The organism is Paenibacillus sinopodophylli (assembly GCF_005930355.1).
GTDB classification, from domain to species: Bacteria; Bacillota; Bacilli; order Paenibacillales; family Paenibacillaceae; genus Pristimantibacillus; species Pristimantibacillus sinopodophylli.
Window position 1 is genome coordinate 381272 of record NZ_VDBO01000002.1, and the last position, 23308, is coordinate 404579.

The 23308-nt window shown below is 46.0% G+C and carries 19 protein-coding genes and 1 other RNA gene; 16 read left to right on the forward strand and 4 right to left on the reverse strand.

Annotation, left to right across the window (positions count from 1 at the left end):
• Positions 1 to 323: 323 nt before the first annotated feature.
• From glyQ to rnpB, 10 genes are all read left to right on the forward strand, one after another.
• Entirely contained in the window at positions 324 to 1211 is an 888-nt protein-coding gene (gene glyQ, locus FGT79_RS13645) for a glycine--tRNA ligase subunit alpha (RefSeq protein ID WP_138753350.1), read from the forward strand.
• Positions 1204 to 3285 carry a glycine--tRNA ligase subunit beta gene (glyS, locus tag FGT79_RS13650; protein WP_138753351.1) on the forward strand — a complete coding sequence of 694 codons (2082 nt, stop codon included), beginning with the start codon at positions 1204 to 1206 and terminating at the stop codon, positions 3283 to 3285. The genes glyQ and glyS overlap by 8 nt, the downstream gene beginning before the upstream one ends.
• 27 nt (positions 3286 to 3312) lie before the next feature.
• Positions 3313 to 4128: a pyruvate, water dikinase regulatory protein gene (locus FGT79_RS13655; RefSeq protein ID WP_138753352.1), complete on the forward strand. Its 816-nt coding sequence runs from the start codon at positions 3313 to 3315 to the stop codon at positions 4126 to 4128.
• An 85-nt stretch (positions 4129 to 4213) separates the two neighbouring features.
• Entirely contained in the window at positions 4214 to 4678 is a 465-nt protein-coding gene (locus tag FGT79_RS13660; RefSeq protein WP_138753353.1) for a YaiI/YqxD family protein, read from the forward strand.
• A 42-nt stretch (positions 4679 to 4720) separates the two neighbouring features.
• Positions 4721 to 6574, forward strand: a complete 1854-nt coding sequence (gene dnaG / locus FGT79_RS13665) for a DNA primase (protein WP_138753354.1) — start codon at positions 4721 to 4723, stop codon at positions 6572 to 6574.
• Positions 6575 to 6592: 18 nt separating this feature from the next.
• Entirely contained in the window at positions 6593 to 7723 is a 1131-nt protein-coding gene (gene rpoD, locus FGT79_RS13670; RefSeq protein WP_053376806.1) for an RNA polymerase sigma factor RpoD, read from the forward strand.
• Positions 7724 to 7847: 124 nt separating this feature from the next.
• Positions 7848 to 8684, forward strand: a complete 837-nt coding sequence (locus FGT79_RS13675; RefSeq protein WP_138753355.1) for a hypothetical protein — start codon at positions 7848 to 7850, stop codon at positions 8682 to 8684.
• Entirely contained in the window at positions 8684 to 9466 is a 783-nt protein-coding gene (locus FGT79_RS13680) for a tRNA (adenine(22)-N(1))-methyltransferase (RefSeq protein WP_138753356.1), read from the forward strand. The genes FGT79_RS13675 and FGT79_RS13680 overlap by 1 nt, the downstream gene beginning before the upstream one ends.
• Positions 9433 to 10554 (forward strand): Nif3-like dinuclear metal center hexameric protein, encoded by a 1122-nt coding sequence (locus FGT79_RS13685; protein WP_138753357.1) that lies wholly within the window; start codon positions 9433 to 9435, stop codon positions 10552 to 10554. The genes FGT79_RS13680 and FGT79_RS13685 overlap by 34 nt, the downstream gene beginning before the upstream one ends.
• Before the next feature lie 100 nt (positions 10555 to 10654).
• Positions 10655 to 11060, forward strand: an RNA gene (gene rnpB, locus FGT79_RS13690) — RNase P RNA component class A.
• 150 nt (positions 11061 to 11210) lie between these two features.
• Here the strand turns inward: rnpB and FGT79_RS13695 are convergent.
• The gene (locus FGT79_RS13695) at positions 11211 to 13055 is read right to left on the reverse strand and encodes a S8 family peptidase (RefSeq protein WP_138753358.1); all 1845 of its coding nucleotides are present in this window, start codon (positions 13053 to 13055) and stop codon (positions 11211 to 11213) included.
• Positions 13056 to 13239: 184 nt separating this feature from the next.
• On the opposite strand from FGT79_RS13695, the gene FGT79_RS13700 reads away from it, so the two are divergent.
• The 3 genes from FGT79_RS13700 to FGT79_RS13710 are packed head-to-tail and all read left to right on the forward strand — an operon-like array spanning position 13240 to position 14429.
• A complete protein-coding gene (locus FGT79_RS13700; protein WP_138753359.1) occupies positions 13240 to 13740 on the forward strand; it encodes a YpuI family protein in 501 nt (166 codons plus the stop codon).
• Positions 13741 to 13793: 53 nt separating this feature from the next.
• Positions 13794 to 14009 (forward strand): DUF1540 domain-containing protein, encoded by a 216-nt coding sequence (locus FGT79_RS13705; RefSeq protein WP_138753360.1) that lies wholly within the window; start codon positions 13794 to 13796, stop codon positions 14007 to 14009.
• A gap of 3 nt (positions 14010 to 14012) precedes the next feature.
• The gene (locus tag FGT79_RS13710) at positions 14013 to 14429 is read left to right on the forward strand and encodes a DUF4190 domain-containing protein (RefSeq protein ID WP_138753361.1); all 417 of its coding nucleotides are present in this window, start codon (positions 14013 to 14015) and stop codon (positions 14427 to 14429) included.
• 52 nt (positions 14430 to 14481) lie between these two features.
• Here FGT79_RS13710 and FGT79_RS13715 read toward each other — a convergent pair whose 3' ends face one another.
• A complete protein-coding gene (locus FGT79_RS13715; RefSeq protein WP_138753362.1) occupies positions 14482 to 15111 on the reverse strand; it encodes a GTP pyrophosphokinase in 630 nt (209 codons plus the stop codon).
• Between the two features lie 158 nt (positions 15112 to 15269).
• Here FGT79_RS13715 and FGT79_RS13720 point away from each other — a divergent pair, with 158 nt between their 5' ends.
• On the forward strand, positions 15270 to 16058 hold the full coding sequence (locus FGT79_RS13720) for an ABC transporter ATP-binding protein (protein ID WP_171056232.1): 789 nt from the start codon (positions 15270 to 15272) through the stop codon (positions 16056 to 16058).
• Positions 16049 to 18376, forward strand: coding sequence for an alpha/beta hydrolase (locus FGT79_RS13725; protein ID WP_138753363.1), 2328 nt, complete (start codon positions 16049 to 16051; stop codon positions 18374 to 18376). Before FGT79_RS13720 ends, FGT79_RS13725 begins: the two co-directional genes overlap by 10 nt.
• 264 nt (positions 18377 to 18640) lie before the next feature.
• Here FGT79_RS13725 and FGT79_RS13730 read toward each other — a convergent pair whose 3' ends face one another.
• Positions 18641 to 19357, reverse strand: a complete 717-nt coding sequence (locus FGT79_RS13730; RefSeq protein ID WP_138753364.1) for a queuosine precursor transporter — start codon at positions 19355 to 19357, stop codon at positions 18641 to 18643.
• A gap of 234 nt (positions 19358 to 19591) precedes the next feature.
• Here FGT79_RS13730 and helD point away from each other — a divergent pair, with 234 nt between their 5' ends.
• On the forward strand, positions 19592 to 21919 hold the full coding sequence (helD, locus tag FGT79_RS13735) for an RNA polymerase recycling motor HelD (protein WP_138753365.1): 2328 nt from the start codon (positions 19592 to 19594) through the stop codon (positions 21917 to 21919).
• On the opposite strand, the gene FGT79_RS13740 is transcribed toward helD, so the two are convergent.
• Positions 21909 to 22802 carry a helix-turn-helix domain-containing protein gene (locus FGT79_RS13740; protein WP_171056233.1) on the reverse strand — a complete coding sequence of 298 codons (894 nt, stop codon included), beginning with the start codon at positions 22800 to 22802 and terminating at the stop codon, positions 21909 to 21911. The genes helD and FGT79_RS13740 overlap by 11 nt on opposite strands.
• Positions 22803 to 23308: the final 506 nt, after the last annotated feature.

Here is a 23308-nt window from a genome sequence, read left to right on the forward strand (position 1 = left end):
AAAAGAAGCATAAAATGATGCCATATGAATATTGGGCAACGATGGAGAGAGTAATCGTTAAATGTCGATTAGCATAGCGAGCCAGGGGGAGTGAAAGCCTGGATAGACATTTCGATGAAAAGGCACTCCGGAGCCGTATCGAACAAAGAGGGTTTGCCTGTAAGGGGTAAACCAAGTAGGGTGGAACCGCGGGATTACAACTCTCGTCCCTACGTCTGGCAGCAGACGTAGAGACGGGAGTTTTTTGCGTTTCAACGCTGATGCCAGGAGTCACAGCTCCGCTTTTACAGGTGGAAAACAGAGGATGAAGGAGAGGGTCAGTTATGAATTTTCAGAAAATGATATTAACGCTGCAGCAGTTCTGGGCGAATCAAAACTGTATACTGGTACAGCCTTATGATGTGGAAAAAGGTGCGGGTACGATGAACCCGATGACGTTCCTGCGCTCGATCGGTCCTGAGCCGTGGAATGTAGCTTATGTAGAGCCTTCACGTCGTCCAGCAGACGGCCGTTATGGTGAGAATCCGAACCGTCTGTACCAGCATCACCAATTCCAAGTCATTTTGAAGCCATCCCCAGACAATATTCAAGAGCTATATTTGGATAGCTTGAAGCAGCTAGGTATCGACGCGAATGATCATGATATTCGTTTTGTTGAGGACAACTGGGAATCACCAACGCTTGGCGCTTGGGGATTAGGCTGGGAAGTATGGCTGGACGGCATGGAAATTACACAATTTACTTATTTCCAGCAGGTTGGCGGCATTGACGCAAATCCAGTAGCGGTTGAGATTACGTACGGCATGGAGCGTCTTGCGTCATATATCCAAGAGAAAGAAAATGTATTTGATCTGGAATGGGTTGAGGGCGTGACCTACGGTGACGTATTCAAACAACCGGAATATGAGCATTCCAAATATACGTTTGAAACTTCGGATACAGCCATGTTGTTTTCCTTGTTCAATATGTACGAGGAAGAAGCGAAAAAAACGATGGAACATCATCTCGTGTTTCCGGCCTATGACTATGTGTTGAAGTGTTCGCACACGTTCAATTTGCTTGATGCACGAGGCGCGATCAGTGTGACGGAGAGAACAGGTTATATAACAAGAGTCAGAAATCTAGCGCGTGCCGTCGCCTCAACTTATTATGAGGAAAGAGAACGTCTGGGATTCCCTTTGCTGAAGAAAGGAGTGGAGCAGCATGACTAGAGATTTGTTGCTGGAGATTGGACTTGAAGAGGTTCCTGCACGCTTTGTACGCGGTGCTGTTAATCAACTTAAAGATAAAACGGTGAAATGGCTGGCGGATGCCCGCATTGCTCATGGTACCGTGAATGTATATGCGACACCTCGACGTCTAGCTGTGCTTATTTCGGATGTAGCCGAAAAGCAAACGGATATGAACGAGGAAGCTAAAGGTCCATCGCGCAAAATCGCTCAGGATGAGCAAGGCAATTGGAGTAAGGCTGCACTTGGCTTTGCTCGCAGTCAATGCGTAGAGCCAGATCAGCTTTACTTCCAAGAGCTGGCAGGCGTGGAGTATGTATACGCAACGAAAAGCAGTATTGGCACACAAACAGCAGCTGTTCTGCCAGAGGGGTTGCTCTCGTTAATTACATCAATGTCCTTCCCGAAAAACATGCGTTGGGGCAGCTATGATTTCAAGTTTGTTCGGCCAATAAGGTGGATCGTCGCTCTATTCGGTCAAGACGTTATTCCATTCGAGATTACTGGCGTACAGACTGGGAAAATAACGCGCGGTCATCGCTTCTTAGGCGAAGAAACGACGGTACAAGAGCCGGCTCAGTATGTAGAGCGTTTGCGCGAGCAGCATGTTATTGCTGACGTAAGTGAGCGCGAGGCGCTGATCGTGGCACAAATCGATCAGCTTGCCAAAGAAAAAGGCTGGGAAATTGCTATTAAGGAAGATCTTCTTGAAGAAGTTTTGTTCCTAGTCGAGTATCCAAACGTACTGTTCGGCGGCTTCGATCCGACATTTTTGAATATCCCGCAAGAGGTACTGATTACGTCTATGCGCGAACATCAGCGTTACTTCCCAGTATTTAATGGGACTGGCGAGCTTCAGCCGTTTTTCGTAACTGTTCGAAACGGTGATTTGAAATCGATTGAGCTTGTAGCAAAGGGCAATGAGAAAGTGCTTCGAGCAAGACTATCCGATGCGAAGTTTTTCTATGAGGAAGATCATAAGCTGACGATTGAGCATGCACTCTCGAAGCTTGAGAATATCGTTTACCATGAGGAAATCGGCTCAGTCGCCGATAAAGTGAGACGTATTCGTGCCACATCGGATTTATTGAGCCAACATTTGCTGCTTGATGAGCAGACGTCACAGGATATTAGCCGCTCGGCTGATATTTGCAAGTTTGACCTTGTATCGCAAATGGTCTATGAGTTCCCAGAGCTTCAAGGCATTATGGGCGAAGATTATGCACGCAAAGCAGGAGAGCAGCCATCCGTGGCGAAAGCCATTAATGAACACTATCAGCCGCGTTTTGCTGGCGATCTTGCCCCTTCTGAATTGATAGGAGCGATTGTAAGCTTAGCAGATAAAATCGATACGATTGTAGGATGCTTCTCAATCGGAATCATTCCTACTGGTTCTCAAGATCCATACGCGCTTCGCAGACAAGCGGCGGGTATTGTACAAATTATTTTATCGCATGGGTTGAAGCTGCAGCTTAATGACCTTTATGATGCTTCAATATCGGTTCATGAAAGCCGCGGTTTGAAACGTTCTGCCGATGATATTCGTAAAGATCTATCAGACTTCTTTGCACTGCGCGTCAAAAACGTGCTCTCTGAACAAGGAGTTCGCTATGATGTCGTTGATGCTGTAATGGCTTCGGGCTTTGTCGATTTAAAGTCCACGATTGAGCGGGCCGGTGTTATTCAGCAGCTTGCTGCTAGTGACGATCGCAGTGAATTTAAACTAGTAGTGGAACAATTTAACCGGGTTAGCAATCTCGGTTCCAAAGCGAGCTCTACCAGCGTTAATACTGCTTTGTTTAGTGAAGCGGTGGAGACGGAATTGTATGAGAAGTGGCTGCAGCAGCGTCCGGTATTTAAGGAAGCGATTGAGACTGGTGATGTTTCCAAAGCAGTTCACACATTATCATCCTTGAAGCCTTACATTCATACCTACTTCGAGAATGTTATGGTCATGGCGCCAGATGAGGCTATACGAGATAACCGCTTATCCACACTTGCTGGAATAGCAGAGGATCTTGCTGTAGTCGCAGACTTCTCCAAGCTAGTTTGGTAATTGATGCCGTTAGGAGAGTGATGGGTTATGTCACGTTTAAATCCGGAAGTAATCGTCTATGTCGTATCTGATGCAGCTGGTGACACGGGTGAACTTGTCGTTCGCGCGGCAATTGCGCAATTCCACCCGCTTCATACAGAAATACGAAGAGCTCCGTTTATTACGGAGGAATCGGGCTTGAAGCGAATTATCCAGCAAGCCAAGGAAGTCGATGCAATCGTGATCTTTACGCTCGTTATTCCGCATCTACGAGACATCATGAGAAAACTTGCCGATGAGCATCGTGTGAAAGCGATCGATCTGCTCGGATCCTTTATCGAAACGCTTGAATTAAAAACAGGCCGAAAATCTCGTGAAGAGCCAGGACTTAATCATGTGCTTGATGCGGATTACTTCCGGAAGGTAGAAGCGGTCGAGTTCGCAGTTAAGTATGACGATGCGAGAGACACATCTGGCGTACTGAAGGCAGATATTGTACTAGTAGGCGTGTCGCGAACATCGAAAACTCCATTATCGATGTATCTTGCTCATCAGAAATACAAGGTTGCCAACGTTCCGCTTGTACCGGAGCTCAAGCCGCCTGATGAGCTATTCAAAATCGCTAAGCGTAAAGTTATTGGTCTAACGATTGGGGTTCCTTACTTGAATACGATTAGGAAGGAACGACTGAAAGCGCTCGGACTTCCTAATACTGCATCCTACGCAACGCCTGACCGTATTGAAAAAGAGCTGCTATATGCCGATAATATTATGAAGCAGCTTGGTTGCGTTGTAATTGACGTGTCGCATCGGGCTGTCGAAGAAACGGCAAGCTTGATTATGGAATATGTACGCGTGCCGTAACAGCTTGCGGAAGGATTTTTTGCAGTTATGCCGTATATAATAGTATAGGAAAAGAATACGAGTTGAGCGGTGATTACCTATTCGAATGGATAAGCCTACCATTGTGGTCGACGCGGACGCATGCCCGGTTAAAGCAGAAATAGGTGAGACGGCTAGAGCCTTCTCCGTACCTGTGCTTATGGTTGCTTCACATGACCATCGGCTAGAGCCGCAGCAGGGTGTAGACATTGTACAGGTCGATCGTAGTAATCAATCCGTTGATCTGTACATCGTAAACCATATCGCACGCGGGGATATTGTCGTAACGCAGGATTTTGGCTTGGCATGTGTCGCAATCGGCAAAGGAGCAATCGTATTGTCTCCGCGAGGAGAAGAATATACGAACGATAACATTGATTATTTGATGGAGCGAAGGCATGAGCTTGCCAAACGACGTAGAACCGGTGGCAAAACAAGAGGGCCTAAAGCGATGAATAATGATGATCGTGATCGATTTCAACAAAAGTTGACAAAAGTTTTGCGAAATGAGCAGGAGAACCATGACGTATAGCGAATATTATTTACGTGTTACTTAGGATGAAGGTGATGAACGATGACATACGGTAATAAAATACCGGAGGAAGTCATTGATGCGGTTCGCAAGCATTATGACATCGTAGAGACGGTCGGGAAATATGTTCATCTCACGAAGCACGGCAAATATATGAAGGGGTTATGTCCGTTCCATTCGGAGAAGACACCCTCGTTTACAGTTACGCCAGAGCTCCAGATTTACCATTGCTATGGCTGCGGGAAAGGCGGTAATGTCATTCGCTTTTTCGAGGAAATGGAGGGCTACTCCTTTCCCGAAGCTGTGCGCGTGCTAGCAGTCGATGCAGGGATGCCCATCACGTGGGGAACATCCGAAGGAAGCAAAGCCTCGCCGCAAGATGCAGACCGAGCCAAAATTATAGAAGCACATGAGCTTACGATTAAGCTTTATCATCATGTGCTCAATAATACGAAGCAAGGACAAGCTGCAAAGCAGTATTTGCGAGAGCGAGAACTGAGCGATAAGTTGATCGATCATTTTATGCTCGGTTATGCTCCTGAGGAATGGGACTTGCTTGCGCGGTTTTTAACGAATCGAGGCTTCGACCTAGCACTAATGGAAAAAGGTGGATTGCTCTCGGCGAAAGCTGACGGGAGTGGATATGTGGATCGGTTTCGTAATCGCATCATGTTTCCGATTTGGGATCGAGACGGCAAAGCTACCGCGTTTGCGGGTCGCATTATAGGCGAAGGACAGCCGAAATATTTGAATACCTCGGAGACGATGCTGTTTACGAAGAGCAGAACACTTTATAACCTGCACAATGCACGTCCGGCTATTCGCAAGAGCAAGCAGGTCGTGTTGTTTGAAGGTTACATGGATGTCATTAAGTCATGGAGCGCTGGTGTCAAGAACGGAATAGCAACAATGGGAACGGCTTTGACCGATGAGCATTGTGCCATACTGAAGCGTCAAGCTGAAGAGGTCATCGTCTGTTATGACGGTGATGATGCGGGACAAGCAGCAGCAAACAAATCAATTCCGATGCTGGAGAGCGCAGGCCTGAAAGTGTCGGTGGCGATGCTTCCGAAAGGCAAGGATCCCGATGATTATATAAGTGAATACGGTCCGGAAGCATTCCTTAGGGATACGATGGACATGCCGGTTTCGGTAACAAAATTTAAGCTTATATATTCAAGGAAAAACCATATACTGCTAAAAGAAGAAGGTAGAAAGAACTATCTGCTTGAAGCAGTACAAATTGTTGCAGAGCTAGATTCATCAACGGAACGCGAGGTCTACTTAAAGGAAATATCCCGTGAGTTCGATATCTCTCTTGACGCCTTGAAGCAGGACTGTCATCAAATCAGACTAGAGCTGCAAAAAAAGAAACCGCAAGGGGATAATAACGACAATTCGTGGAATAATGGTAGGAATGAAAAGCCCCGAAAGTCTGGACCGCCTACTCTTATGCCTGCTTATACACATGCAGAACGAAGGTTGCTGCATGTCATGATGCGGGATCGTGAGGTAGCAGAGGCGGTTCATGAACGGTTAGGCGATGCGTTTAATGTGGAGGATCATGCAGCTCTTGCTGCTTATTTATACGCTTATTTTGCTCAAGGCTACGATCCGGATGCCAGCCGTTTTATCGCTACGCTGCATGATGACCGTTTGGAACGTGCAGCTGCATCGATACTAATGATGGATGGCGATTTTCCGTTTGATGATACGACGATGAATGCTTATATTCAAGACATCTTAAAGGTTCCGCAATACCTTGATATTGATCGTAAGAAAGAAGAAATGGTGCGTGCTGAGCGTACCGGAGATTTTCTGGCAGCAGCACAAATAGCAAGTGAGATTATAACCCTAGAGAGACAGCTTAAAGGACGACAGGAAGATCGTTTCTAGGGGGGAGGGAGTCGGAATATGGCGAATGATCAACATACTGAACTAGATACCGAACAAAAACTGGATCACGTGAAGGATCAGTTGATTGAACAAGGCAAGAAGAGGTCATCTTTGACGTACAAAGAAATTATGGATAAGTTGGCTCCGTTCGATCAGGATCCGGAACAAATTGATGAGTTTTTCGAACAGCTCGATGATTTTGGAATTGAGGTACTGAACGAAAATGATGAGGAAAATCCACTCGCTGCCCAAGGGGAAGAGCAAGAGCGCGAGCAGGACGACTTCAATTTCGATGATGATCTAGCATTGCCGCCGGGCATTAAAATCAATGACCCTGTAAGAATGTACCTGAAGGAAATCGGCCGCGTTCCGCTTCTATCTGCGGATGACGAGGTTGAGCTTGCACAGCGCATTGAGAATGGTGACGAAGAAGCGAAACGTAGACTTGCGGAAGCGAATTTGCGGCTTGTCGTTAGTATTGCGAAACGGTATGTAGGTCGCGGTATGCTGTTCCTTGACTTGATTCAAGAAGGAAACATGGGTTTGATTAAAGCTGTTGAGAAGTTCGACCATCAGAAAGGGTTCAAATTCAGTACGTACGCAACGTGGTGGATTCGGCAAGCGATTACCCGCGCAATAGCTGACCAAGCCCGTACGATTCGTATACCCGTTCATATGGTGGAAACAATTAATAAGCTAATCCGGGTTTCACGTCAATTATTGCAAGAGCTAGGACGCGAACCAACACCAGAAGAAATAGCTGCAGAGATGGAGCTAAGTACTGAAAAAGTTCGTGAAATTATGAAGATTGCTCAAGAGCCTGTATCGCTTGAAACACCGATCGGGGAAGAGGATGACTCTCATCTTGGCGACTTTATCGAGGATCAAGAAGCTCTTGCACCTGCTGATGCTGCAGCCTATGAGCTTCTGAAGGAGCAACTGGAAGATGTACTTGATACGCTGACCGAACGTGAAGAAAACGTGTTAAGACTTCGTTTCGGACTTGATGATGGCCGTACAAGAACGCTTGAAGAAGTAGGCAAAGTATTTGGTGTTACGCGTGAGCGTATTCGTCAGATCGAAGCGAAAGCACTTCGCAAGCTTCGCCATCCGAGCCGCAGCAAGCGGTTGAAGGATTTTCTTGAATAAAAACTTTATGATTGGAATATGGACCTTTCTGCGCGTGCAGCGAGGTCTTTTTTCTAAAGTTCGGGCATCATACATAATTTTCTACTAAACAGCCAAATCGGAATCGAAAGGACAGCGAGATGGTATGAATCAGGATCGCAGGCAAATTATCGTGAAAGAAATTGATCACTGGAGGCGAAGCAAGCTGCTTCCGGATCAATATTGTGACTTTCTGCTGAATTTATATGCTGATCAAGATACGATCCAATCCAGCAAAGAACAGCATAATACAGTAGGCAAAGCAATTGCCGCCGTGCAAAAAGCGACAGGCATGCAGTGGTTTCTTACATTTGGAACTTTTACCTTAATTTCCTTTGTTGTGCTTTATTTTAACGAATTTCATCCACTATTGCAAATGGGTGTCATCGCTCTTGGAACTGTCGTTTTTCTGCGTATTGGACAACGATTGCGAAGTCGCAATGAGACTGCAGGATTAGCGATTACAGGTACAGGTATGCTCCTCCTGCTTGGTGGAGGATTATATATGCTAAACATCCATGGACTTGAGCATTGGGGTTGGAAGACGGGGCTGTTAGCATTTAGCTCGGTCTTCTGGATTATCTATGGAATTGCGGCACGAATACCTGCCTTGCATCTGAGTGGCTGGCTTGCCACTGTACTTGTTTATGCTTGGCTGCTGTCTGAGTTTACTTCGAACTCGAAATGGTATGAGATTCAGCTCTATTGGCTGCCTATTGCCTGCTTGTTTGGCTGGGGAAGCTGGTTTGTTCACCGCTGGTCGAAACCGGTGTCTGCTGTGCTGTTCGTAACATGCTCACTCGTTTGGTTCATGCCCGAGCTGTATGCGGTTATGTTCGCAGATGATACGGCATGGCTGCAACTGCAGCTTATCATTAAAATTGCGATTGCCGGTGGTTTATTATTTCTAATGCGAAAACGATGGATGGTGTGGGTTGCATAATGTTAAAACTATCAAAACGTCTGCAGAAAATTGCTGACTATGTAACAATTGGAAATCGAGTAGCTGATATCGGATCTGATCATGCGATGCTTCCGGTTTATTTGCTTCAAAGCAATGTTGCTCCGTCAGCGATTGCCGGTGAGTTAAACCGCGGGCCATATGAGGCGGCAAAGAAGCAGGGAGCAGATGCAGGTCTAACCGCCCGCTTAACGGTTCGTCAGGGAGATGGGCTCAGCGTTCTGCAGCCAGGTGAGGCTGAGACGGTTACGATTGCGGGCATGGGCGGAAGCTTGATGAGCGATATACTTGAAGCGGGCTATTCCACAGGAAAGCTCGAGGGAGTTACTGAGCTTGTGCTTCAGCCTAATGTAGGTGAGGAAGTAGTACGCAGGTGGCTGCTGAAGCATCATTGGTTTCTTAAGGCTGAAAGTATCGTTGAAGAAGACGGAAAGATTTATGAAATTTTGCATGCTGTTCGCATACAAGATGCCGAGCTTCTGAATAGCAAGCTCTATCATGCCCGAATACTTAATCTTGGGCTAGATGATGATGCTTGGTTTGGCGTACAACTGCAAATGGGACCTTATTTGCTTAGGGAGCCTAAGCCGGTATTAGTTAAGAAGTGGCATCATGAATTAAACAAGCTGGATAGGATTTGCGCGCATCTGGCGACGTCTGAGCTTCAAGAATCTGCCTTAAAGCGCGAACAATTTTTGGCGGAAATGAACGTGATTAAGGAGGTGCTGCAATGTTTGCAAACGGACAAACCGTTATCCAGTTGATGGAGCAGCTTGCGCCCAAGCATTACGCGGTAGAGAATGACAAAATCGGCTTGCAGCTAGGCACGTTGAATAAATCGATTTCGAAAGTTTTGATCGCATTGGACGTTACGGATGCTGTCGTCGATGAAGCAATTGAAGCGGGAGCTGAGCTGATCATTGCTCATCATGCGATTATTTACCGTCCACTCGCGAAGCTTGACACCTCAACAGCAGCAGGCAGGTTATATGAGAAGCTAATCAAAAATGATATTGCTGTCTATATTTCACATACGAATCTGGATGTGGCAGACGGCGGTATCAATGATTGGCTTGCTGACCTAATCGGTATAAAACCGGATGGGCGGCAAGCCTTAGAAGAGGTTCATACGGATAAATTGTATAAGCTTGTTGTATTCGTTCCTGAGAGCCATCATGAGCAGGTGCTGGATGCGATTTGGCGGGCAGGTGCAGGCAAGATCGGCAATTACAGCAACTGCAGCTTTAATATGAAGGGAACGGGCACCTTTGTACCTGGAGCGGGCACGGAGCCTTATATCGGCTCCGCAGGCAAGCTGGAGCATGCTGCCGAAATTCGGATTGAAACAATCGTCCCGTATAGCGTTCATCGCAAGACGGTGCAGGCGATGCTGAAAGCCCATCCTTATGAAGAGGTAGCTTATGATTTATATCCAGTTGATTTGAAGGGTCGGTCTTATGGACTGGGTCGTACGGGCAAGCTGGAGCAGCCTATTACGCTCGGCGAGCTTGCTGAGCAGGCCAAAACTATTTTCGAAGTGCCTGCTGTCCGCGTTGTGGGCAATCTGGACCGTGTCATCCGGAAAGCAGCTGTATTAGGCGGATCTGGTGCAAGGTACGTTCGTCATGCCATCTTTGCTGGAGCAGATGTTCTGGTAACAGGGGATATTGATTACCATACAGCCCATGATGCGCTTGCAGCCGGCATCTCGATTATTGACCCGGGTCATAATATTGAGAAGGTAATGAAGCAGAAGGTAGCCGATTGGCTGAATGAGCAGCTTGCCGGAAGCAAATCCGAGACGATTGCTGTTGCATCATCCTTGCATACGGAGCCGTTTACGTTTGTCTAAGTAAGATTGGTATTGTAAGTGCTACCCAGTATAATAGCAGCTGTTATCGATTGAGGGTTGAGCTTTTGTGCAATTGCTTGTATACTTAACGATGCCACGGAAAGTTTGACAGACAATCGCTGGCGGCCTTGTTGCCGCGAGAGGAAAGTCCGGGCTCCGCAGGGCAGGATGCTGGATAACGTCCAGTCAGCGCGAGCTGAAGGATAGTGCCACAGAAATGGACCGCCGATGGCCGGCTTATGCCGGTACAGGTAAGGGTGGAACCGTGGTGTAAGAGACCACGAGGAGCATAGGTGACTACGTTCCTGGTAAACCCCATCTGGAGCAAGACCGAGAGGACGCCGCAGCCCCTAAGCTGCAGCCTTAGCCTGAGGCGCGTCCGGGTTGGTTGCTGGAGCCGTGCAGCAATGTACGGCCTAGATAGATGATTGTCGCTTCATCGTGGGAGGGTCGTTCCCGTTTGGACCACTAGAAGTACAGAACCCGGCTTACGGCAAACTTTCCGCACGATACTACACAAACAAAGAGCACCCATCGCATACGATGGGTGCTTTATTGTTACCATATAGGAATGGATATGATTTCGCCATCCCTTCTCTATATTTCACGGAATGAAACGCGCTGTGCCACCAGAGGACGGCGACAGCCGTTTCACCTCACTTCTTATAGCTGGACGCGATTTTGTCCAACCGTCTTTTTACTTGCTCAGGATAAGTTTGCAAGGTGCCTCCGAACTTTGATGCTGCTTGCAGCGCTTTGTCGATATCAATTTCTCCGTATCCGAAATAATCATCCTTGCCTTCAGCACCTAAGTCGATTGCTGATTTCCTCATCAGCTCCATAACCTCTACATTCGTTAGCTCGGGATTAACTGAACGTATAAGGCCTGCTAAAGCAGCAACGTGTGGACTTGCCATGGATGTGCCTGACAAGGCGGCATATTGGCTGCCAGGATAGGTGCTTGCGATACTGTCCCCAGGTGCTGCTACATCAATGTAATTGCCATAGTTGGAGAAGGAAGCTTTCTCCTTGTTGCTGTCGGTGGCCGCTACAGCGAACACCTCAGGATAAGCAGCAGGGTAGCCTGGACGATCTGTATTGTCATTACCGCTTGCCGCGATCATGACAACATCATGTTCATAAGCATATTTGATGGCATCATGCAGGAAGTCTGCTTGAGCGTAGTTGCCTAAACTCATGTTAATCACCTTCGCACCATGATCAACAGCCCAAATGATGCCTTGTGCAACGGAATAGGTGGAGCCAGCCCCGCTGCTGTCTAGAACTTTGACAGGCATGATTTTGTTATACCAGGAAAGTCCAGCGACACCTTCATTGTTGTTTACAGTGGCACCAATGATGCCAGATACGTGAGTGCCGTGACCAACGTCATCATCCGGTTCGGCTGCTTCATCCACAATGTTGATCCCTGTCGTTATTTTACCCTTCAAATCGGGATGGTTGCTTTGAACACCGGTATCAAGTACCGCGATTACAACTTCTTTATTGCCTTTAGAAATACTCCAGCCTTTCTCTGTCTCAATGGACGGCAAATTCCATTGATACTCCGAATAAAGCGCATCGTTCGGAACGATGGTAGTGCTGTCATTCGTCATATACAAGTAGTGAGGCTCCGTATACTCCGTATTCCAAGTTTGCTTGAAATATTGCACAAGCTGGTCAGTCTCGATGTTTCTGGAGCGAAAAATAAACGTATCTCCAACCTGTTTCATGGATATGGCGTTGATCTCTCTTTTGACGCGATCAAGCTCTGCAGGCGTTAATGGGTTAGTGAAATGTACAACTACGTCACGGATGTGATAATGGCTGGCATTCCCATTATCTTCTCCGCTGCGAACCGTTATATCATTTGTTGAATTCGGGGTTACAGATTCGATTTTGTAATTTCCTTCTGCAGGATACGGAATCAATCTGAGGTTGCGCATTTGATGCTGTTCAACAGATTTCAGAATATCCTGTTTGATAACGCCAACGACGCCGATGCCCGCATGTTTTGCATCAGGTACGCCAAGCACCATATAACGGCTGCCATCCTTTGCCGTGAACGAGTCGGATTCATACTTAGCTCCTTTACCGACTTGAGCTTTCGCATCCTTCACATAGCCTTCAACCTGATTATTGTCTGTTTGAGGCAAAGAACCGCGATCGACACTTCGTTTACCTGAAATCCAGCTGATGTAGCTCATATGCATATGTTCATGCATCATGTGGTTAATTTGCTTGCTGGCTGTTTCCTTTGAGCCCATAGCGGCGTTCATTAATTTTTGAAAATCTTTTGAACATTCTGCTGCGCAAAGCATGGCTGTGGCTTTCATATCCGATTGCACGGCAGCCATTTTGAGCGTATGCTCACGCTTAGCGGAGAAGCTTGACGATTGTGGTTCTTTTTTGACTTCCTTAGGTGCAAATAAAGGAGTTGTGGGTATAAGCAGAGCTGCCAAGGCTAAAATGGTTAAAGCACCGACCCATTTTCTACGCATGTCTAAAACCTCCATTGATCGTTCTGAAATTAGAGCTGATTCTAATTTATAGGTTCGGGTTCTAGGGCTGAAAATATGCGAATGAAACCGTTAATCGCCAGTACCACTTCAATGTAATTTGTGGTACGATGATATTGATTGTAGTTTTTACGCGTGTTTGGATTATGAAAGGGGAACTACCTATATGCCAACTGCTAACGTCAAAGCGCTAACGGAATCAACTCGAACGAAGCTTAAGGATGCGGTCAATCAACTGGAGCCGTTTCTGAATAACAATGCTTTGCTCCAATTAACGGGAGAAGATAATGGAGAAGAAGCTCAATCGTTCTACAAAGGCCTTTTATCCGATTTGAGACATTTATTGGTATTCTCTGAAGTCTCGGTTGAAAAGCTGGGAGTATTGCTCAGACGTCCCAATTTCGATACAGAGTATGCAGAACGCGTGCTGTATGAGGTTTACCACCAGTGCGTAAGCGCGTTTTTCTATCCGAAGAACGAATGCTACTCCGAGGATGGCCGTTATGCGTATACCGGCCAGGATGCGATTCGCTTCCGCTATAAGCCTACACGCGAGTCCCGTGGCATCGTACTTAGCGTTTCCAAAGTATTCGAAGAGCTGCGCGATGAATTGTCTTATTACGAAAATGATTATATGACGCAGCGCCGTATGCAAGGACAAAAATAAGGCAGAATGAATCACCTCCATTCAGGGAAACTTGATAGTGGAGGTGATTTTTTATGCCGAAAGGCGTGTCATGTAGTGTAGCGAATTGCAACTTCTGGAAAGAAGGCAACAACTGCGGGGCGAGTGCGATCAATATCGAGATCGATCAACATGCGGGCGCCCATTTCAACGAGGAATTTGCTGGTGACGAGCTTGGCTTATTTCATCAAGATGAAGCTGAGCAATCCAAATCCACATGCTGCTTGACTTTCAAACCTAAGGAGTGTTGATCGATGAGAAATTATGAAGACGATTATAAAAAATTGTTGGATGATCGAGATCGGTCAACACGATCAAGCCAGTCTGTTGTGGGGACAGATCGCTTGCTTGATGTAAATGAAGAAATGGCTGCTGATTTCGCAGTTGGCAATCCAGTTGTGCACACGGAGCGGAGAGAAGATCGGCATGTAGAAAGAGCTGAGCGGACAAGTGAGAGGTCAGACGGATATGCTCTTGGCTGGGTGGCGCTTGTTTTCGCGATAGCGTCATGGTTCATTTGGCCGGTACTCATTGGAGCATCAGCTACCGTACTGGGCTTCATTGCGTATCGTCAGGGGGCTCGAGGACTTGGCGGTTGGTCTATGGCGATCGGACTTATAGCATTAGCATTGAATTTAATCCTTGTTCCAATGTATTATGCGATAACCTAATTAAGCATGGCAAAAGAAGCTCTCACCCGATCATAAGGGAGAGAGCTTCTTTTTATTTGAGCGCCTGCTCCCGGTGCTTCTGCACTTCTACATTAAGCGCAAGCATTTGCCGATCGAGCAAATGAATCATATCTGCAGAGCCTTTTAGCTGGTCTTGAATATGTGGCGGAATTTGTTCATTGAATTTATAATAGATTTTATGTTCCAGACTTGCCCAGAAATCCATCGCTATCGTACGAATCTGAATTTCTACTAGCACATTCTCCGTACGGTCAGTGAGGAAAACAGGGATTTCAATGAGCAGATGGATGCTTTGATAGCCATTTGGCTTAGGGTTGATTACATAATCCTTCAACTCGACGACACGAACATCGCTTTGCTTGCTGATCATGTCCACGATTTGATAAATATCAGTCGAGAAGGAGCAAATAACCCGCACGCCGGCAATATCTCGAATATGCTCCTTAGCGTCCTCAAGCGTGATCGGCAGGCCTTTGCGCTGGAGCTTCTGCATAACGCTCTCCGGCGCTTTAATACGCGTTTTCATATGCTCGATAGGGTTGTAGTCATGAATAAATTGAAATTCTTCGTTCAAAATATTAAGCTTAGTCTCAACGGCATCAAGCGCAAATTTATACGTAAGAAAAAAATGAGCCCATTGTTTTAATTGATTGGTTTTCATTTGCAAGTTCACTCCTGCTATTACTAGTATGTATCGTTATAGGTTGGGACGGAACGTTTCTGGTATGTTTAGAATCGTTGTATTATAATAATGGGCGATATTATAACCTAAGTCAAATTTTTGGAAAGTGTCATAGCTAAGGAATAGGAGAATCAACGATGATTATAAACATTCAGAACGTATCATGGGATCGGGCAGACAGACGGATATTGCATGATATCAATTGGCAGGTAAAAAGCGGGGAGCATTGGTGTTTGCTTGGTCTGAACGGCTCAGGCAAGACCACGCTATTGAATATGATAAACGGTTACATTTGGCCAACTGAAGGGAAAATGTCAGTGCTGGGTCAAGCATTTGGCGAGTTTGACCTGCGTGAGCTAAGGAAGATGATCGGTTGGGTAAGCACGTCCCTGCAGCAGAAGCTTTATGGGAGTGAAACAGCTACCCGAATCGTACTGAGCGGAAAATTCGCTACTATCGGTCTTTATGATCAAATAGATGAGGAGGACCAGAACAAAGCGGAAGCATTAATGCAATCACTAGGATGTACAGCTTTGATGAATCGAATCTACGATACACTCTCTCAAGGGGAGCGTCAGCGCGTGCTGATTGCAAGAGCGTTGATGGCCTCGCCGAAGCTACTCATTCTGGACGAGCCGTGTACGGGACTCGACGTATTTGCAAGAGAGCAGCTGCTGCACATGATTGCAGCTGTAGCGAAAGAGAAAGATGCACCTACAATTGTTTATGTGACCCATCATGTCGAGGAGATCTTACCTTGCTTTACCAAGACGCTTCTGATTAAGGAAGGTCAAGTATTTGCTGCTGCTGAAACTTCTAACGTACTGACTTCAGGGTTAATGAGTGAGTTTTTCTCCGTACCTGTCGATATCGAACAGCGTGAAGGCAGAAACTGGTTAACCGTGAAGGGGGATTTATGGAACTAGAGATGCAGGAAGCGGAGCAGTTGCAGCCGCAGCTGTATGCAGAACCAGAGCCGGAGCTAAGCAGATGGAGGAAGTGGTTGGCTTGGTTAAAGGCAAGATTCGCTGCACGCAATGAGCGTAACGGTTATAGGTCACGAGTTGCTGCAGGAAGCATCGCCTTATTCGCCGCTTTAGCTATGCTGACGGCTGTTCTGGGCATGCCAACGGGTTTCGGGACAGTGATAGATATTTTAGCTTTTGTATCCTTAAATATCGTTGTGATGACACTCGCTGTTGAGCTGTTGTCATTTATTTATGCGTTGATGTATATACCGCTGCCCCGCAAGCTGTTGGCGGCGTGGACCTACGCGGCTGTTGAAGCATATCTAATCTTGTATTTCGCTGAGCTTGGCATTCTTATGTCGATTGTTATTTCACTGATACTCACGCTAATAGCAACAGTGTTTGGTTTATTGCTGGCAAGCATGATAAGTATGAGAATATCCCTTGTCAAAAAAGCAACGATTGGACTTGTGATAGCTGCATGCATAGGTGTGCTGTCTGTTTGTGTGGATTGGCCAGGGCCTGCGATAATTCCGCAGCGGGAGCTTGCAGTAGTAAGCCATGTAGCGGGCATGAATATCGCAAATCCGTCTGAGCCAGGTGCCTTCGCCTTTCAAGCATTCACCTATGGAAGCGGAGCTGACAAGCATAGGGACATTTTCTCTGAGGCAGTGGATCTGCGAGCCAGAGCTGTTGATGCATCCACCTATATTACCAAATGGTCGAAGCTCAAAACATGGTTTTGGGGATTTGATCAGCATGAGCTGCCTTTGAATGGACGGGTATGGATGCCCGAAGGCAATGGTCCGTTTCCACTAACACTAATTGTTCACGGCAATCATTTGATGGAGGATTTCTCTGATGGCGGCTATGATTATTTAGGAGAGTTGCTTGCCAGCAAAGGCATCATCGCGATATCAGTGGACGAGAATTTCATGAACTATTCCGTATGGTCAGGTATTCCGAATAATGATATGAAGGTAAGAGCGTGGGTGCTGCTTAAGCATTTGCAACAAATTAAACAGTTCAACGACGAGACTGGAAATTTCTTCACTGGCAAAGTTGATCTGGAGCATATAGCTCTCATTGGCCATTCACGAGGCGGTCAGGCTGTGGCGATGGCGGCCGATGCTGATCGATGGTTCAGTGAGGATGAAACGCTTGACAGCTTGAGCGAGATTGCCATTGAGTCTGTTGTAGCCATTGCTCCGACAGATAAGCAGGTCGATGACAAATCGGCGAGATTGTCAGGAGTAAATTATATGACTCTGCAAGGCGCTAGAGATGCGGACGTTAACAATTTCTACGGAGATCGTCAATATATCCGAACTTCATTGGATGCGGGTTCTAATACGTTCAAAGCAGCCTTATACATTGCAGATGCGAATCATAGTCAGTTTAATTCGGAATGGGGACGAATGGATGAGCGTCCGCCAGGGGGCTTGTTTTTGAATCGCAGAAATCTGCTGCAGGCTGATGAGCAGCGCTTGATTTCGAAGGTATACGTGTCAGCGTTCCTTCAAGCTACACTTCTCAGGAACGACAGCTATTTGCCATTATTTGCGGATTATAGGTTAGGGCTTGCGTGGCTGCCAGAGACGTCATACACGAATCGGTTCGAAGCCTCCGATTTCACAGTCATTACAAGGTATGAGGATGGGACGAATAAAACGATTCTCAAAAACGGTGGCAAAGCATCTGCTGCAGGAATGACGGATTGGGGAATAACGGCAGCAGAAGACAGAGACGGAAATAACAAAGGAACGAGAGGCATGGAGCTGGAATGGGAGGTAGCAGGGGCGGAATATGAGCTTGAGCTCCCACCGGATACGAGCATGCAAGCAGGAGATAAGGCCAGTGATAATCTCGTTTTCTCTATGGCGATTTTGGAACGTGATCTTCTATCCAATGCCGATAAGGAAGGTAAAGAAGCAAATGCTGTTACGAATGCTCTGCCGCCGCTTCCAGCCATTGAAATTGAGCTGACGACTGCTGAGGGCGAAAGTGCCGAGGTGGAGCTGTCAACGGTTATGCCGGTTACACCGCCGTCCTATACTTCGTTTATGACGTTGTCATGGCTGGAAGATCGAATGAAGAAAGCGAAATTCAAACAGTCTACAGAGCCTGTCTTCCAAACCTTCACCGTTCCGCTCGAACATTTCCAGATAGGAGATTCGTCGTTTGAATCGAAAGAAATTAGAACGATAACGTTCCGTTTTGCAGACGGCCCAGGTAAAGTTATGCTTGATGATATTGGGTTTGCACCATCGCCATAATCATGATAGCTTGAAACCAAGGTGAAACGGCTCTCGCCGTCCTCTGGCGGCGCAGCGCGTTTCAGTCCGAGAAATATAAGCATTAGTATAAGCGAGAAACTTATAAACTCTTATATTTCAAGCAAAAATGCCTTCGGCGTCCTTTGGACGCTGAAGTAGCTTTGACGGTGAAATACAAGCGGAATTATAAGAGTGAAACTTATAAATTCTTATATTTGAACAAAAGCGGGATGCCTGGCAGTAGGCATCCCGCTTTACTCGTTATTAAACAGTGTCGTCCTTGCTAAAAACAAAGCTTCGTGCTGCATATAGGAATGGTGTTGAGCAGAGTGAAACGATAAATTTAATAATATAGGTCGACAAGAAGATCGAAAGCCAGAGCTTGCTGCCGTAACCGGGAGCGCCTGCAAAGGCAATCGTGCAAAAAATAAACGTATCCACAAGCTGACTAACAGCGGTGCTGCCATTGTTGCGTATCCATAGCTGATTGGGAGCAGGACATACACGCTTTAGGAACGAATATATGCGTACGTCAAGAAATTGACTGACGAAATATGCGCATAAGCTGGCAAGTGCAATCCGCGGCATTAGACCAAACAAGGTTTCAAGCGCACCTTGTACTTCCAGAGGAAATGGTTCGTTCAACGGATTAAAGAGGAGTGCCATCTGCATAATAACGGTCGTAGCAATTAGCGTGAAGAATCCGAACCAAACGGCTTTCTTAGCTGCTTTCTCGCCGTACTTCTCATTTAATAAGTCAGAAGCCAAATAAATCGTACCGTACATCGTATTTCCCAGCGTTATCGCGATGATCATGCCGAAAGCATGGATATCAATGGTTTTGACTACTTGAATGTTTGCAAGCACAGTAGCCATGCCGATCCAAGCGTAGATACCAATCCGTCCGAAAAAACGATAGGAAAGAAGAAATAGTGAAAAATGCACGAGCATAAAAATCGCGCCAAACCACAAGTTAAACATGTTGCTAGTTACCTCCTAGTTTTGATAACGCGGGAGTTTTCGAACCGCGGATTGCGTCAAACATGAGTCTGCTGACTGAATTTCTGCCTTTGTCATTATAAACGGAACGATCGGCCTCGGCAATAGCTTACGGCGCATTTCATTGAACAGCAGAAGATGGTAAAATGGATGTTACCGTTTTGATGGTAATGATGCTGATTGGGCAGACTTACTAATCCGTAAAGGAGTGATTTCATGACTCATTCTAATGAGCAGCTAAAGATAGAGCAGCAACGAGTAGAACTTGTAACGAATGTAATCCGCAGCCGAATTGAGGAATTTCAAAATCAGGTTGGCGGTATGAAGGAAGATATTGTAGACATTCGTCGTAATTTCTGGGACGATGTAACGCTGAACTTCGAGGACGCGGCCGAATCAGCAGAGTCGCATGCCAGCATGAAGCAGCAAGCAGAGGTGCTCTCGGAGCGGGAACGAAGCCATCGTCATATTGAAGAGCAATTAAAAACGCTGCTTAAGCTTGAGCATTCCCCGTATTTCGGCAGGGTAGACTTGGCTGAAGAAGGGGAACAAACAGCAGATCCTATTTATCTTGGAGTAGGCTCACTGCTCGATGAAAGTGGCAATGAATATCTTATCTATGATTGGCGTGCGCCTGTTTCAAGCTTGTATTATGATTACGGACCAGGCCCTGTTGAATACGCAACACCAAACGGTAGTATTAAAGGCGAAATGACACTTAAGCGGCAATATATTATACGAGACGGTGAAATCCACAGCATGTTCGATACGGGAGTAACAATTGGTGACGAGCTGCTGCAGGAGGTGCTGGGCAAACAGTCCGATGCACAAATGAAAAGCATCGTGGCTACGATTCAGCGTGAGCAGAATCGTATTATTCGCAACGAACGCGCCAGACTTCTCATCGTACAGGGCGCAGCTGGTAGCGGCAAAACGTCTGCTGCTCTTCAACGTGTCGCTTACTTGCTCTATCGTTATCGCGGCATCCTTCAAGCGGATCAAATTGTACTCTTCTCTCCAAACCCAATGTTCAACAGCTATGTTGCAACGGTGCTGCCCGAGCTTGGCGAGCAAAATATGCAGCAGACGACTTATCAGCAATATTTGGAGCATCGGCTAGGCAAAACGTTTGCACTCGAGGATCCTTTCTCACAAATGGAGTATACGCTTGCCCATATAGATGAACCAGGCTATGATGCGAGAATTGACAGCATTACTTATAAGTCGAGCGTTTCCTTTATGAATGTGATCGATAAATATGCAGCTGAGCTTGGCCATTCGGGATTAGCATTCAAAGCGATTACCTTCAAGGGACGCATATTGATCAGTGAGTCTGCCATTGACGAACAGTTTTATAAATGGGATCGTTCTATGTCTATTGGCAATCGAATGCGATTAACCGCAGAGTGGATGCTGAAAGAGCTGACAAGACTGAGCCGGGAAGAACGGAATCAGGATTGGGTTCATGAGGCCATTGAACTGCTGGATCAAGAAGCGTATGCCAAGGCTTATGATGAATTACAGCGAAAAAATCGGTTTGCCGGTCAATCTTTCGATGATTTCGATGCTGAACGGGATTATTTGGCAGCAATGATCGTACAGGAGAAATTCAAAAAGCTTCGCAAGCGTGTGAAACGTTTGTTATTCCTGGATGTGCCGATGATTTATAAACGTTTATTCCAATCGGATACGTTTCTAACTAGGCAAACGTTTGATCATGGACATGAACTCCCTGATACATGGACGGAAATTTGCACACAAACGCTGTCTAAGCTTAACGAGGGTCATATCTTCTACGAGGATGCAACGCCGTATTTATATTTGAAGGAAAAGCTGGAAGGTTTTCAAACAAACGCGCAGGTGAAACATTTGTTTATTGATGAGGCGCAGGATTACTCGCCGTTTCAATATCATTATCTCAAACGTATTTTTCCGAATTGTAAGATGACTGTCCTTGGTGATCTTAATCAATCGATATTCGCGCATGCCGTTACTGGCAATGGATTCGAGCCGTTAGCAGATTTGTTCAGTGAAGAGGAGACGGAAAAAATCATACTGGCAAGAAGCTACCGCTCTACTCGGCCGATTGTTGCTTTCACGAGTAAAATGATTGAAGGAGGCGAGCTTATTGAGCCATTCAATCGCGATGGCGATGAGCCTACAATTACTAAGGTCGAGCTTGAATCACAGCTTACTGCGGAGATCAGCTCCCGTGTGAACAAGCTGGTAGAAACGGGTTACTCATCTATTGCCGTCATTTGCAAAACAGCTGAGGAGAGCAAACGTCTGCATGAGGACTTGCAAGCGTATTTGCCAAATGCACGCTTAGTTGAAAAAGAAACGGTGACGTTCGAAAAGGGAATTATCGTCATTCCAGCATATTTGGCAAAAGGTGTCGAATTCGATGCGGTTATTATCAGCAATGCTAATCGCGAGCATTACGGACGCGAGAGCGAGAGAAAACTGTTCTACACAGCATGTACGAGAGCGATGCATGAGCTGCATCTGGTATATACCTGTGAGCTTACATCTTTCATTTCCTAATCTCTGACCATATCTCATGAACTTCAACTTCAAGCTCCGAAGCGATCAGCTCTGCTGTGAGTCTTTGGGGCTTCATAATTTTTCCATTGCGTAGTTTTGATATCGTTTGAATGGAGATGCCTGTTACGGATGATAAATGACCTACGGTTACATCTCGCTTTGCCATCCAAATTCTAAGTTTTAAAGAAGCGTCGATCTGGTCGTCTATCGGCTTCATATCCCAAATGACAAACGCATATTCCTGCGCATCCCCGAATCCATCTATGATCGGTGCGAACGTAACAGACAATTCGAGCTCGATACCGCTATGCTTGCTTGTCCTGAGTGTAAGACTTCTCTCTTCCTTCGATTGATAGGCTTCTTGGATGCTGTTTGTGATCTTCACATGCTCAGAATCAGCGAGAAATTGCATCACCGTTTCATCCTGCATTGTACTATCTGCCTGGAATAGGAGTGGAGCTAGGCGATCGCGCAAAAATCGGATATGCTGATGTCGGTCGACGATTCCGCTAATTAGAAATTTATTTCGTTCTGCTTGTTTTTCGATCCATTTGTACGGTGTCAAATCTTCAAACATGGCAAGCGATTTGGTGCAGCAATCTCCCTCAATGAACGGCAGCGGCTGTTGATCGATACGGACGGATATTTGCCGCTTCAGCTTTGTCTGCAGTATGACCTCGCTTTTTACAACATGAACGGTCGTATCAATATTATATTTCTGCAAGAAGGATCTGCCTCTTTTGGACTGAAGCTCTTGTAGCGAATAGCCTGATAACCGAAGGAATTCCTGATTGGCATCCTCTATAGAGACGCCATTCTCATCCTGGTTAAGGATGAGCATAGGCTGATGTAAAGATTGAAAGACCTGGCTATAAATCGACAAAAACGAACACTCCTCTAAATTTTCATTCCGCGCATGTTTAACAATTAAAGTATAAAATAGCTTATCATTACAAACAAGTCCGGACATTTGACGGTTTCGTGCATGTTTCAAAATTATCATTTCAGTTTAATTAATTAAACTTGATAGCTTAACGGATACGTATATGGTGCATATGGGTTTTAGTTTGGGCTAAATCACCCGTAATAAACGTACAGCAGGCTTTATTCTAATTCATTTTCCCGATAATATGATAGCATAGACAGTCATTAGGCTCAAAAATGACTAAATATGGCGTACACACAGGGAGAGACTGAATGATGAACGATTGCAGCATAGAAAACTGTATGAAGCCGATTAAAGCCAAAGATTTATGTGCGATGCACCATCAGCGTCTATTAAGGCACGGGGATCCTAATACGGTCAGACCTCGTCGAGTGAAGCAAGTCTCGAATTGCGAATGGATAAACTGTACAAAAGCATCAATTACGAAGGGTTACTGTGCGAAG